This is a genomic window from Breoghania sp. JC706, from assembly GCF_037026715.1.
GTDB lineage: Bacteria > Pseudomonadota > Alphaproteobacteria > Rhizobiales > Stappiaceae > Breoghania.
Genome location: NZ_JBANCG010000001.1, coordinates 365295 through 378925 on the forward strand (window position 1 = coordinate 365295; position 13631 = coordinate 378925).

The window sequence follows — 13631 nt, forward strand, 5'->3', positions numbered from 1 at the left end:
CCTGTCATGGCAGTCAATACCGTCTTCTTCAAGAATTCGTCGATGATCGATCAGCTGACGAACATGCGCGCGAAGTTCGACGCGCTGCAGAAGCAGTTCGACACGCAGAAGGTCTCCACGACCTATGCCGGCATCGGCAACAACCGCAGCCTCGATCTGTCGCTGAAGCAGCGCATGAACGAGGTGGGCGGCTATCAGTCGACCATCGACTTCGTCGATCTGCGCATGAACGTGCTGGACAGCACGATCAGCCGAATGGACGACATCCGCTCGGAGGCGCGCACTGCCATCGATCCGAACAATTTCGTCCAGCAGTCGGACGGAGGCACCAACAGCCAGACCGCGGCCAAGGTGTCGCTGGTGGAGCTGCTGGGCCTGCTCAACTCCGACGTCGGCGGACGCCAGCTCTACGGCGGTGCCAAGGTCGATACGCCTCCTGTGGCCGATTACGATCTGATCATGGACGGCGACCTCACCCATGCCGGGCTCAAGCAGGTCATCAATGAATACGTCCAGGCCGATGCCGGGCCGCTCGACAACGGCCGGCTGACGAGTTCGCTCGCCGGCACCACGGTGACGCTGGCGGAGGACGGCGTTCACGATTTCGGCTTCAAGATCGCCGGCGTGACCTCCGATCTCACCAATGCGACGACGACCTATACCGCAGGTCCGCCGGCGAGCCAGGACATCGATTTCGCCGGACAGCCGGAGGTCGGCGACAGCATCAAGGTGTATCTGGACCTGCCCGACGGGACCCAGACGACGGTCGAGCTGCATGTCGCGGAAGGGCCGGGAGAAAACGGCGGGTTCGAGCTTGGTGCCACGCCGGCCGACACCGCGCAGAACTTCCAGAACGCGTTGAACGGCGCGTTGTCGGACAAGGCCGGCAGCGAGCTGAAGGCCGCGTCCCATGCCCGCGGCTCCGAAGCCTTCTTCGACACCTATCAGGGCAATCCGGTCGCCCGCGTCGACGGTCCGCCCTTCGACACCGCGACCGCCACGCGCGACGGCAGCGCGGATACGGTGGCGTGGTATGTGGGCGACCAGTCGGTGGCCGATCCACGCGCCGGCTCCAGTGCCGTCATCGACGACAATTTCACCGTGAACTATGGTGCGCGGGCGAACGAGGACGGCATCCGCGAGGTGGTGCAGTCGCTGGCGGCCTTCGTCGTGGCCGATTTCTCCAGCGACAGCGAGGAGGATCACGGCTTCTACACCGCCATGGCCGAACGCTCCCGCGCCCCGCTCCAGAATGCGGAGGGCAAGACGTCGGGCATCGAGAAGATCCAGAAGGAGCTTGCCACCACGCATCTGGCGGTGAAGCGGGTGGACGAGCGTCACACCACGACGCAGAACTCGTTGCAGACGGCCGTCGACGACATCGAGGGCGTCAACGTCACCGAGGTCGCGGCGCAGATGCTCCAGCTCAAGACGATGATGGAAATCAGCTACCAGACCACGGCAATCGGCTATCAGCTGTCGCTCGCCAACTACATGTAGGCGGCGGGTCATCCGCCAGGGCGCGCGGAGCATTCGACAGACGAAAAAGGGCCGTCAGGGGATCACCTGACGGCCCTTTTTCGTTTGGGGCTTTGAACCGGCTTTATCGCCACCGGCTGGCGGGCGCCGGCCGGGGCGTGTCCGGCCGCGCGAAAGAGCGGGATCGCAACAAGCGGGAAGGGGGATCCGCGGCCGGCGGTGCCGGTCCGGCGCGTCAGCCGTGGCCGCGCAGGCCTTCGGCGATGTTGCGGTTGATCGAGATCAGCGAGGCGAGCCGCTGCGGATCGGGCGCGCGCATCACGTCGATCGTACGGTTCATGATGAACACGCCGAGATTGGTGATGTTGACCTTGATGGCGTCGGGCAGAGGGTTGTCCGCCTCGCTTACCGCGGCCAGCAGGAAAGTCCAGAGCCGGCGGTTGTAGGTCAGATGGTCGGTCAGCTCGCCGCGGGAAATGTCGTCCCAGTTGTCCACGGCATATTGCAGTTTACCGGCCGCCTTCATCAACAGGGTCGCTTCCAGATCCCGCGGGTTGACGCCGGTCTGGCTCATTTTCTGGTAGGCTGCCGTCGCCTGATTGTACATGCCCGATCAGCTCCTGCTCGTAGTCTATGAGCGCTCTCGCCTCTTTGAGCGCATGATACAAAGATCCGGTTAAGATCCTGTTATTGATGCGGTCGATAATTGGAAATGTGCTAGGCGCTGCTTCAAGGATATCTTTTACAAGGTCAAAATATATATTCTGATGCGGGCCCGAATCCTGGTCCAGATACATGAGCTGAACGACCAGGTAGACGCGTTTGGCCGGGGTGTCCGCAGTTTCCTTTGTAAGGATATCCTTTTCGCGAAGGATCGGAGCTTCGCCGGAAATGAACAGGCGTGTCCGGTGGTCTCCGTTCGTTATGACGCTGGAGCCCAGTATGAACCGTTCGCCGGGTTTTAGCTCGATTTTCAGCGCCATGACGAAGAGTTTCGCCGCATTTGGTTGAGGGATCTTTACTGTTTGTGCCGAGCAGGGACAGGCGCGGTGCAAGCGTGCCTGTCCCCTTACCTTAACGCGAAAGCACGCCGCGCGAAACGCCCCGCGACCGTTTCCGGTGGACCGGTTCTGCCGGGCCGGACGAACGGAACAGCGGCAGGATACGCATGCCCGCCTAGAACAGGCTCAGCGGCGCCTGGTCGGCCTGGGAAGCCAGCGACAGGGCCGTGGAGGAGAGCTGCTGACGGGTCTGGAGGGCCAGCATGTTCGCCGCCTCCTCGTTGCCGTCGGCCAGCACCAGACTGTCGGCGCCGGTCTCCAGCGTGTTCATCATCATCTTGGTGAATTCGGTGCGGTTTTCCACGATCGACAGGTTCGAGCCGAAGGCCGAGGACTGCGAGCGCACCGTGTTCAGCGCTTCCTTGACCGTGCTCATCAGCGAATCGATGTTGGAATCGAGATCGAGATCGGAGCTCGTCAGATCGCTCAAACCCAGATAGGCGGCGTTGATCGTCTCGCCGTTCTTGGTCTGGATGTTGATCGTCGAGGTGCCTGTCTCGTTGAAGGTGAGCTTCAGGTTGTCGCCGCGCAACAGGTTGATACCGTTATAGGAACTGTCGTCGGACAGCTTGTCGAGCTGGTCGCGCAGCTCGTTGAACTGGTCGGCCAGATCGGAGCGCACGCTGTTGCCGTCGATGGTCGTGGTGCCGGTCGATCCGTCCACCGTGCCGCTTGTGGTGGTGCCGGTGACGGTCAGGTCCTGGGTCGACTGGTTCTCGATCCGCAGCTTTCCGTCGTCGTTCGAGGCGCGCACCTTGTTCTTCAGGGTCGCGTTGTTGTTGATCTCGGACACGAGCGTGGCCACGGTCTTCTCCGTGACGTTCGCGACGCTGCCGGATGCGGCGCCAAGGCCTGAGTCGGAGGCGCCGGCAAGCGTTTCGGCGACGTTCGACACGGTTACCGCGGCGGTGGAGCTGTTGGATGCCGTGTCCGACGTGAGCACCAGTTCGCCACCGCTGGTCGAGGCGGTGATCGCGACATCGCTGGCGTCGAAGCCGGCGTTGATGACGGATGCCAGTTCGTCCGAGGTCACGGCTTCCACGTCGGCGACGTCGTAGGTCGTGGCCGGGCCGCCGCCGATGGAAATCGACAGAGTGTCGGCATCAGTCGCGGTGATCGAAACCGAGGTCGTCGTCCCGCCGTCGATCGCCACGTCGAAACTCAGCGAACCGGCATAGGAATTGTCGGCGGCGCTGTCGAAGTCGAGGGCGGAAAAGCCGGAACCGGTGGAAACGCCCTGGGCGGTCGTGAGGTCGATGTCGACAGGCGTGGAACCGACGGCGCCATCGGAAAGCGACAGCGTCTCCGTACCGGCCGGGGTGGCGCCGAGGTCCATCGTGTAGGCGGCGGTCTGGTAGGTCTTGTCCTGTCGCGCCTGGCGCAGCGTCGACTGCATCGATTCCAGCGTCTTGGTGATCGACGTCAGGCCGTTGTCGGCCGCCTCCAGCGTCTTCACGCCGTTCGTCATGCTGTCCATCAGCGCGGACAGGTCGTTCGCGCGCGACTGGAGCGACGAGGAGGTGAAGAAGTTCGTCGGGTTGTCGAGGGCGGAATTCACCTTTTTGCCGGTCGCAAGACGGTTCTGGGTCGTGGCCATCAAATCTGCTGTTTTCTGCAGGGAGAGAAGATTCTGCCGCACGCCTGCGGAGAGAGTGATGTCAGACACGGTCGCCATCCAATCCTGAAAAAGGCAGGAACTTGTTAAGACTGGTTAACGGATGACATCGAAATGGTTAACGCTTTGTAAACGACGCCCGTGCTGAGGAGGCTTTCACCCTCATATACGTAAAAAAAAGTCTAACCAGGCGCATTTTCTTCGTGGAGATACGTAAGAAAGTCGGTGGCTTTCGCCCTGGGGGGGCGCGAGCTGCCGTTTGCGCAGGCGCATTATGCCGCAGGGGAGGCGGCTAGAGCTGTTCACGGTCGGGCGGAAGCAGGTCGCCCATCCTTCGAGACGGTCGCTTCCGCGACCTCCTCAGGATGACGTGGTGTTTGGTGTTGGTTTTGCAGAAATAGCAACACGGATAACGTCATCCTGAGGAGGTCGCAACGCGACCGTCTCGAAGGATGGGCCGCGAGCTGAAATACCCGCGACCCGTTTCCGTCCAGTCATGAGCTGCTCTAGGCGGTGAGGGCAACGAAAAGCGGCGGAGCCTGAGGCCCCGCCGCTTGATGTCGTTTCGCGATATCCGCCTCGATCAGAACAGACGCAGCGGCGCCTGGTCGGCCTGGGAGGCCAGCGACAGGGCGGTGGAGGACAGCTGCTGACGGGTCTGGAGGGCCAGCATGTTCGCCGCTTCCTCGTTGCCGTCGGCCAGCACCAGATTGTCGGCACCGGTCTGCAGCGTGTTCATCATGGACTTGGTGAAGTCCTGACGGTTTTCCACGATCGACAGGTTCGAGCCGAACGCCGACGACTGCGAACGCACGGTGTTGATCGCGTCCTTCACGGTGCTCAGCAGGTTGTCGATGTTGGTGTCGCTGTCCAGATCGGCTTCCTCGATATCGGAGATACCCAGGGTCCCGGCGTTGATGGTCTCGCCGTTCTTGGTCTGGATGTCGATCGTCGAGGTGCCGGTCTCGTTGAAGGTGATCGTCAGGTTGTCGCCGCGCAGCAGGTTGATGCCGTTGTAGGAGGCATCATCCGACAGCTTGTCGAGCTGGTCGCGCAGCTCGTTGAACTGGTCGGAGAGATCGGCGCGAACATCGTTGCCGTCGATCGTCGACGTGCTCGTGGAGCCGTCGATGCTGCCGGTGGTCGTCGAGCCGGTCACGGTCAGGTCCTGCGTGGACTGGTTTTCCAGACGCAGCTTGCCGTTGTCGTTCGACGCGCGGATCTTGCCCTTCAGATCGGTATTGTTGTTGATCGTCGAGACGAGTTCGTCGACGGTCTTTGCGGTATAGGTAACGGTACCGCCAGTTGCCGCACCCGGGGCTTCGACAGGAGTGCCGAAGCCAAGGTCAGCCGCTGATGTCAAGTCAGTGCCGCTGCTGCCTGTGGCGCTGTCTTCGGTGAACGCAAAGTTGCTGACGGCAACGCTGGAAGTCGTACCCTTGGTATCGGACGTGATGACGATTTTGCCGCTGTCCTTAGAGGCCGTTGCGCCGGACAGTTGATCATTGATGGTAGCGATTGCCTCATCAATGTCCACGCCGTCGGAGCCATCGCCGCCAGCGGCCGCAACCGTCGCCTGAGTGAAGGTGATCGTCTGGGGCGAAGCCGCACCGTCAACCGTCACATCAAAGCTGACGCTATCGCCTGCTTCGTCCAGGTCGAATGATGCATAAGCATTCTGGGCCGTCGATGTGCCCGAAGTGCCGGTATCGGTCGAATTGGTCAGGTCGATATCGACCGCCGTGTCGCCGATGGCGCCGCCCGACAGGGACAGCTTCTCGGTGCCCGTCGGCGTGGCGCCCAGGTCGACCGTGAAGGACGCGGTCTCGAAGGACTTGTCCTGACGGGCCTGACGCAGCGTGGACTGCATCGATTCCAGCGTGTTGGTGATCGAGGTCAGGCCGTTGTCGGCCGCTTCCAGCGTCTTGATGCCGTTGGACATGCTGTCCATCAGCGAGTCCAGATCGCTTGCACGCGACTGCAGCGAGGAAGACGTGAAGAAGTTGGTCGGATTGTCGAGGGCCGAGTTGACCTTCTTGCCGGTGGCCAGGCGGTTCTGCGTCGTGGACATCAGATCCGCAGTGTTCTGCAGCGAGAGCAGGTTCTGGCGAACGCCGGACGAGAGAGTGATATCGGACATTTACTCATTCCTTTCTTGGAACTCAAAGGCCCCCTTTCTGGGGACTGGCAAAAACTGACGGGCAAATATTAACAACGGTTTAATACCTACGTACCTGTCAGTTTTCGGAGCACACCTTAAGTCCGCGAATGAAACGGCGATAGGTGTCGCGCGCGGATTGTGTGCACCCTGCCGCTAGGTCAGAAAGGCTTGTCTTGTCCGGGAAGGAGAGGGCGTGCGGGATCGGAACCCGCGAAATCGTGCGCCTTTTGCGCACCAGGCGCTTTTTCTCGCGCACTAGGGTGCGACATGGTGTCTCACCATGCGGATCGGCTGGGGAAATCGCAGTCGGGCGGGGGGGCAAAACAAAACGGCGGAGCCCTGAGGCCCCGCCGCTTGATGTCGTCTCCGCGATGTCCGCGTCGTCTTAGAACAGACGCAGCGGCGCCTGGTCGGCCTGAGAGGCCAGCGACAGGGCGGTGGAGGAGAGCTGCTGGCGGGTCTGCAGGGCCAGCATGTTTGCCGCTTCCTCGTTGCCGTCGGCCAGCACCAGATTGTCGGCACCGGTTTCCAGCGTGTTGATCATCGCGGTCGTGAATTCCTGACGGTTTTCCACGATCGAGAGGTTCGAGCCGAAAGCCGACGACTGCGAACGCACCGTGTTGATCGCGTCCTTCACACCAGAGAGCAACGTGTCGATGTTGGTGTCGCTATCCAGATCGACGGCCTCGATGTCGGAGATACCCAGGGTCCCGGCGTTGATGGTCTCGCCGTTCTTGGTCTGGATGTCGATCGTCGAAGTGCCGGTCTCGTTGAAGGTGATCTTCAGGTTGTCGCCGCGCAGCAGGTTGATGCCGTTGAAGGAGGCATCATCCGACAGCTTGTCGAGCTGGTCGCGCAGTTCGTTGAACTGGTCGGCCAGATCCGCACGCACCGTGTTGCCGCCGATCGTGCCCGTGCCCGTGCCGCCATCGGCGACGCCGGTCGAGGCATTGACGCCGGTCACGTCCAGGTCCTGCGTGGACTGGTTCTCCAGGCGCAGCTTGCCGTTGTCGTTCGACGCACGAACGGCGCCGGTGAGCGAAGTGTTGGCGTTGATCTCGGCAACCAGCGTATCGACAGTCTTGGCGGTGGTGTTGGCCAGGCTGTCGGCCGCGGCGCCAAGGCCGGAGTCGGAGGCGCCTGCCAGGGTTTCCGCGACGCTCGACACGGTGACAGCAGCGGTGGAGCTGTCGGAGGCCGTGTCGGAGGTGAGCACGAGTTCGCCGCCATCCGTGCTGGCGGTGATGGCAACGCTGTTGGCATCGAAGCCGGCGTTGATCACGGAAGCCAGTTCGTCAGCAGTGACCGCCTCGACGTCGGCGACGTCGAAGGTTGTCGCGGAGCCGCCGTCGATGGTGATCGACAGGGTGTCGGCATCGGTCGCGGTGATGGCGACGGTCTGTGCGGTGCCACCGTCGATCGCGACATCGAAGGTCAGCGAGCCGGCATAGGAGTTGTCGGCGGCGCTGTCGAAGTCGAGGGCAGCGAAGCCGGAACCGGTGGAAACGCCCTGCGACTGGGTGAGGTCGATATCGACGGCAGTGGTGCCGACCGAACCGCCGGACAGCGACAGCTGCTCGGTGCCGGCCGGGGTGGAGCCGACATTCACCGTGTAGGACGCGGTCTCGAAGGACTTGTCCTGACGGGCCTGACGCAGCGTGGACTGCATCGATTCCAGCGTGTTGGTGATCGATGTCAGACCGTTGTCCGCAGCCTCCAGCGTCTTGATGCCGTTGGACATGCTGTCCATCAGCGAGTCGAGATCGCCTGCCCGCGACTGCAGCGAGGAGGAGGTGAAGAAGTTGGTCGGGTTGTCGAGCGCCGAGTTGACCTTCTTGCCGGTGGCAAGACGGTTCTGGGTCGTGGCCATCAGGTCTGCGGTCGACTGCAGGGAGAGCAGGTTCTGACGGACGCCGGCGGAGAGAGTGATATCAGCCATTACAGTTTTCCTCGTTCTGGGAATAGAGCACCCGTTCTGGGTGAACGCAGGAGACGCTAAGTTTCAGATCTTAACGAGCGGTAAAAATGGCTGCAAACGCTAAGTAAATATCAATACGTATGTCATTTATGACGATTATTTTTCGGGCAAAAGGGCCCAAATATCGCTATAAGTAACGGTGAGTAAGACGAAAATCGATTAAAAATGATAAAAAATAAGAAGAAAAACAGGCGGCGAATACGTATTTAGAGATATGTCGTAAATCGCATTGTTTGGCATGCGGAGGCGTCTGTGTGACGCTTTTGAAATGCCGCGCAGCCCTTTGCGCCACGCCTGCCAAGGTCGCTTGCCGGGCTGATTGCCGGGGTGATTGCCGGGGTGCTTGCCAGGGTGCTTGATGGGGGCGGGGCTCGTAGCGCCGGCGCGGTTCGGCCTGGTGCGGGTCGGCATCTTTCCGGTGCCGCGGGGCGGGCGCGTTCGATCCGTCAGGTGGCGGCGGTTCCCGTTTTCCCGGAAGGACAGCGCGAATGCGCAGGAACCTAGGGGCGCGTCCCGCAGATGCGGGAGGTGCGAGGGAATAGGTCGCTGCGGAGGTGAGGGGGAGAGAAGTGCAGAATTTGCCGCGGGGCAGCGTTCAAGGCGTCCAGAAACGGATCTGCCTGTAAAACGCACATTCTTGTCGCATCGGCCGCAGGGCCGGGAGGTTGCTGTCCCGAAGGTCGCTGTCCGGGAGGTTGCCCGGCGCGGTTTTTACAGGGTGCGGTTGACGCTCAGCTCGGCGACGTTGCTGCCGCTACCCGAAGTGCCCGTGCCCGAACCGGCGCTGGAGAACGGAGCGTTCGCGGCCGCCTGGCTTGCCAGCGCCTGACGCAGGCGCAGCAGCGCCTCTTCCGGGATCTGCCGCACGACTTCGCCCGTGTCCGGATCGGTGGCGCGGAAGATCAGCGTGTTGGTCTCGTCGTCCAGAAGATTTTCCCGCTTCAGCGGCAGCTCGTCCCGACGTTCCCGCTCCTCGCGCGGCTTCGCGCTCGTGTCGCTTTCCTCGACCGCCGTCACGGCCTGCTCGGCCGGCAGTTCCGTCTCGTTCGCCGCCGCAGCACGCATTGCGTATTGGGTCTGCGATGTCACGGTCTGCGCCAGTGTCGAAACGGGCTTTATATATCCCGCGTCCATGGCAATCTCCTTGGGGCTCAAATATTCACGAGGCCCTTTTTACCGTCGCCAAGTATATAGCCTGCTTCTGACCGGAATGGAAAGGAAAGAGGTAAACCTTTAGGAAAATTTTAACAATTTTCTCCCGCTGCATTGCCAATGGTGATTCTTCCGTCCGTCATCGCGAAAAATGACCTCCGAAAAAATCCTTCTCTTACAAGGGGTTTGCAGGGCATCCGAGAACGGGAGGCCCGAGCGCGCGCACCGGGCGCAGGGGCCGGGGCGGGGCGCTGTCACGGCGCCCGGCGCAGTCTGGATTTTTTGTTTTTTGCAAAGCGGGCGGTGCATTCCGTACGGGACGAAAGACCGGCTGCGCCCGCCCGGGCAGGTGCCGCCGGTCTTTCGTCTTCGCGAACACTGTGACGGAAGAAAGCGCGCTGCTGCGTGAGCGAAAGAAGGCTCAGAGATTGCGGTTGAGGGCGATGCCGCGCGAAGAGTCCGTGCGCGGGCGCATGCCGTCGCGGCCGTAGGTCTTCGGGCTTTCCGTGACCCCGACGCATTCGGCGACGGAGCGCACCAGCTTTTCCGCCACCTCGCGTGCCGTCGACAGTACGGCGAGGTTGATCTTCAGTACCGCCTGGAACTCCGAATGGCCCCGGCGCAGGTCCGCCACCGCCACGGGCGCGAGGTTGCCGAGCGCCACGGAGTTCTCGCGGGTGCGGTTCAGGTACTGGATGTAGTTCTGCATGAGTTCGGCCTTGCGCGGCTGCAGGGCGCCTGCCTCACGCAGCTTGCCATCCCGCAACAGCGCCGTTTCTTCCTCGATGGCGCCCAGAAGCTCGTCCATGGCCCGACGCAATGCGGTGCATTCCGCTTCGGCCTCGGCGCGGGTGTGGATCGGCTGGCGCTCGTTGTCCTGGTGCACCGGAGCCGTCGCCCTCTTGTCAAAAGTCGCGGTCATTGGAAAGAGCCTTCCTGCATGGCGATGAGTTCGCGATGGACACTGTCAGCGATGCCGATGCCGCCGGCATCGACGATGGAATTGGCGTATTGTTCGGAGAGCATGCCGCGCCAGATCTGGGAGGCATTGGAGTCTCCGAACGTTCCTCCGCCCTCGATGGTCTCGAACATGCTGTCGATCATCTGGTGGAGGAACTGGGCTTCGAATTCCTTCGAGACCTTGCCGGCCTTGGTGTCGGCCGAGGCGGAGCCGGCGCTCAGGGCGGACGCCCGGGCTGCCTTCAGGTTGGTAACGCCCGATTGGGTCAGAAGGGAGGCTGCGTTGGTGTCCATCAGATCACCTCGATTTCGGCCTGCAGCGCGCCCGCGGCCTTGATCGCCTGGAGGATGGAGATCAGGTCGCGCGGGCCGATGCCCAGTGCGTTGAGCCCGTCGACGAGCTGCTGCAGCGTCACGCTTTCGTTGACGACCGCGACCCGGCGCTCCGCCCCGTCGGTCACCGTCACGTCGGTGCGCGGCACAATGGCGGTCTGGCCGTTGGCAAAGGGCTGAGGCTGGGCGACGAGCGGGCTTTCGGCGATCGTCACCGTCAGGTTGCCCTGCGCCACCGCCACCGTGGAGACCTTCACGTTCTGCCCCATGACGATGATGCCGGACTTCTCGTCGATGACGATCTTGGCCGGCAGGTCCGGCTCGATGCGCAGCTGTTCGATATCGGTCATCAGGTCGACGATGTTGCCGTCGAAGTCGCGCGGCAGGGTCAGACGCACGGTGGCCGGGTCCATCGGCTCCGCCGTCGGCATGCCGATCAGTTCGTTGATGGCGAGTGCGATGCGGCGCGAGGTGGTCAGATCCGGATTGCGCAGCTGAAGCCTGAGAGAGGTCATCGAGGCGAGCTTGAAGTTCAGTTCGCGCTCCACCACCGCGCCGTTGGAGATGCGTCCCGACGTCGGCACGCCTTGCGTGATCGAGGCCGCGGCCCCTTGCGCGGAAAAGCCGCCGATGGCGAGCGGGCCTTGCGCGATGGCATAGACCTCGCCGTCGGCGCCGATCAGCGGGGTGACCAGCAGCGTGCCGCCCTGCAGGTTGTCGGCGTCCCCCATGGCGCTCACCGTCACATCGATGCGCGAGCCTTGCGTTGTGAACGCGGGCAGGTTGGCGGTGACCATCACGGCGGCGACGTTCTTGGTCTTGAGGTCGGTGCCGCGGATGTTGACGCCAAGCCGCTCCAGCATCGCCTGGATGCTCTGCTTGGTGAAGGGCGTGTTGTTCAGCGTGTCGCCCGTGCCCTGCAAGCCGACCACCAGCCCGTAGCCGATCAGCTGGTTTTCGCGAACGCCTTCGAAGTCGGCGATGTCCTTGATGCGCGAGGCGGGCCACGCGGCGGTGGTGGCAAGCGTCGCGGCCACGAGGACGATCAGGCGGAGACGGGAGACGAGGGACATCTGGGCAATCCGCAAAGCGTGTTTCGAGTTCGCACAACAACAATGCGAGGAGCGTGCCAGTCCGTAAGGCGATCGTGTCCCGTCTTTAACGGATTGAAAACGAAAGCAATTTGGTGTGTTCTCTACACAATGATAGAGTGAGTGTGTCCGTAGGTGCCCGGCAAAATCTGCCTAGCACCCGGGAATGCCTTAAGAATTCGGAAATTTCTGCCCGATGAATCGGTTGTCGCCGGCCCTGAGCGGGACGGTGGCATCCGACCGGGCGAGACACGGCGGGACAGGGATGATACGGATCGGCGGACCGACCTCGGGCTCCGGTGTCCAGAAACGGTCGGGGACCAAGGGAACATCGAAGTCCGGATCGAGCTTCGCACCGGCTTCCGGTGCGGAGACGGAGCGTTCCGGGGTGTCCGGCGGTGTGAGTTCGGCCTATGGGGTCGACGCGCTGCTCGCGTTGCAGGAGGTGGAAGATCCGCTCACCGGAAAGCGCAAGAATGCTGCCCGGCGCGGCCATGACCTTCTCGACGCGCTTGAGGAAATGAAGGCCGATCTTCTCGCAGGTCTCATTCCCGAAGGGCGGCTCGACCGGATCCTGCAACTGGTGCAGACGCGCTTTCCCTCCGGCGATCCGCAGCTGGAAGCGGTGATCGACGAGATCGACCTCAGGGCGCGGGTGGAACTGGCAAAGCTCGGCCGCTTTCCCGACTGATCCCGCCTTCGGGCGATTGCGGAACAGAAGCCGCGACCGGACGTCGTGCCGGTCGCCCGGGGTGCCCGTCTCAACCGGCAGGTGCAATCGGGAATCGCTGGCGGCGAACGGGTGCGCAGCGCCGTAACGGAAGCTCCGGATGCGCGCTCTGAATGGCCTAACCGACTGGTATCGCGGAAGGGTTTGTTTTTTCCCGACATCGTCGTTGCGGGTTGTAGGCGTGATCGCTATATTCCGCGCGGCCTCGTTAGGTTTTCGGAGTGATCCATGACGGTTGAAGTCGAAGTTGATTATCGTCCTCACGAGGGCGAACCGTTCATGAATGAGAGGCAGCGCGAGTATTTCCGCTCGAAGCTGCTCGCCTGGAGAGAAGATATCCTGCGTGAGAGTAAGGAAACTCTCGCTCACTTGCAGGAGGAAAGCCAGAACCACCCTGATCTCGCCGATCGTGCATCTTCGGAGTCGGATCGTTCTATTGAACTACGTGCACGCGACCGGCAACGTAAACTTATCGCAAAGATCGATGCTGCATTGCAGCGGATCGAAGACGGTTCCTACGGCTATTGCGAGGAAACGGGAGAGCCGATCTCGGTGAAGCGCCTCGACGCCCGCCCGATCGCGACCCTGTCGCTGGAAGCCCAGGAACGTCACGAGCGGCGCGAGCGGGTTTACCGGGACGACTGAAGCCCGGGACCTCCTTCCAGAACGCGAACAAACTGGGACTGAATTCAAGGCCGCCTTCGGGCGGCTTTTTCTTTGGGCGACGGCACGCAAGTGAGAGGGGGGGCGGCGTTTTCCTTGTGTGGCCCATCCTTTAAGACGCCGTCTCGCGACGGCTCCTCAGTGTCTGGCCCCAAAATGGTAGCTGGTTCTTCGCACCGAACTCTAAGCGCCTTCATACCCCTCCATCGTCATCACCCGGCGAAGTCCGGGTGATCCAGCGCGTGCTCCGAATGCTGCGGCCGGCGGTGGATTGCCCGGACGAAGCCGGGCAATGACGGCGGAGGGACATGAGGGGGAATAGCCGAAAGCGGATAGCCCGATACCATTTCCGGGCGGGGCTCTCAGGATGATGTTCTCGTATTGATGGTTTTGAAGAAAACATCAACA

The 13631-nt window shown here is 62.2% G+C and carries 12 protein-coding genes; 3 read left to right on the plus strand and 9 right to left on the minus strand.

Features of this window, described 5'->3' with window-relative positions; genetic code table 11:
* Positions 1–6 precede the first annotated feature (6 nt).
* Entirely contained in the window at positions 7–1500 is a 1494-nt protein-coding gene (locus V2L18_RS01575; protein WP_336175976.1) for a flagellar protein, read from the plus strand.
* A gap of 214 nt (positions 1501–1714) precedes the next feature.
* Here the strand turns inward: V2L18_RS01575 and flaF are convergent, their stop codons facing one another.
* The 9 genes from flaF to V2L18_RS01620 form a co-directional block, all read right to left on the minus strand.
* Positions 1715–2086: a flagellar biosynthesis regulator FlaF gene (gene flaF, locus V2L18_RS01580; protein ID WP_336175978.1), complete on the minus strand. Its 372-nt coding sequence runs from the start codon at positions 2084–2086 to the stop codon at positions 1715–1717.
* Positions 1989–2462 (minus strand): flagellar biosynthesis repressor FlbT, encoded by a 474-nt coding sequence (flbT, locus tag V2L18_RS01585; protein ID WP_336175979.1) that lies wholly within the window; start codon positions 2460–2462, stop codon positions 1989–1991. Before flbT ends, flaF begins: the two co-directional genes overlap by 98 nt.
* A gap of 193 nt (positions 2463–2655) precedes the next feature.
* Positions 2656–4215, minus strand: a complete 1560-nt coding sequence (locus V2L18_RS01590; protein ID WP_336175980.1) for a flagellin — start codon at positions 4213–4215, stop codon at positions 2656–2658.
* A 523-nt stretch (positions 4216–4738) separates the two neighbouring features.
* A complete protein-coding gene (locus V2L18_RS01595; protein WP_336175982.1) occupies positions 4739–6295 on the minus strand; it encodes a flagellin in 1557 nt (518 codons plus the stop codon).
* Positions 6296–6701: 406 nt separating this feature from the next.
* Entirely contained in the window at positions 6702–8255 is a 1554-nt protein-coding gene (locus V2L18_RS01600; protein ID WP_336175984.1) for a flagellin, read from the minus strand.
* Between the two features lie 750 nt (positions 8256–9005).
* A complete protein-coding gene (locus V2L18_RS01605) occupies positions 9006–9428 on the minus strand; it encodes a flagellar protein FlaG (protein WP_336175985.1) in 423 nt (140 codons plus the stop codon).
* A gap of 439 nt (positions 9429–9867) precedes the next feature.
* Positions 9868–10368 carry a flagellar protein FlgN gene (locus tag V2L18_RS01610; protein ID WP_336175986.1) on the minus strand — a complete coding sequence of 167 codons (501 nt, stop codon included), beginning with the start codon at positions 10366–10368 and terminating at the stop codon, positions 9868–9870.
* The gene (locus tag V2L18_RS01615) at positions 10365–10700 is read right to left on the minus strand and encodes a rod-binding protein (RefSeq protein WP_336175987.1); all 336 of its coding nucleotides are present in this window, start codon (positions 10698–10700) and stop codon (positions 10365–10367) included. Before V2L18_RS01615 ends, V2L18_RS01610 begins: the two co-directional genes overlap by 4 nt.
* Positions 10700–11812, minus strand: coding sequence for a flagellar basal body P-ring protein FlgI (locus tag V2L18_RS01620; protein WP_336175988.1), 1113 nt, complete (start codon positions 11810–11812; stop codon positions 10700–10702). The genes V2L18_RS01615 and V2L18_RS01620 overlap by 1 nt, the downstream gene beginning before the upstream one ends.
* A gap of 283 nt (positions 11813–12095) precedes the next feature.
* Between V2L18_RS01620 and V2L18_RS01625 the strand changes: the two genes are divergently transcribed.
* Positions 12096–12521, plus strand: coding sequence for a flagellar assembly protein FliX (locus V2L18_RS01625; protein WP_336175990.1), 426 nt, complete (start codon positions 12096–12098; stop codon positions 12519–12521).
* A gap of 267 nt (positions 12522–12788) precedes the next feature.
* On the plus strand, positions 12789–13205 hold the full coding sequence (gene dksA / locus V2L18_RS01630; protein ID WP_336175991.1) for an RNA polymerase-binding protein DksA: 417 nt from the start codon (positions 12789–12791) through the stop codon (positions 13203–13205).
* Positions 13206–13631 lie beyond the last annotated feature (426 nt).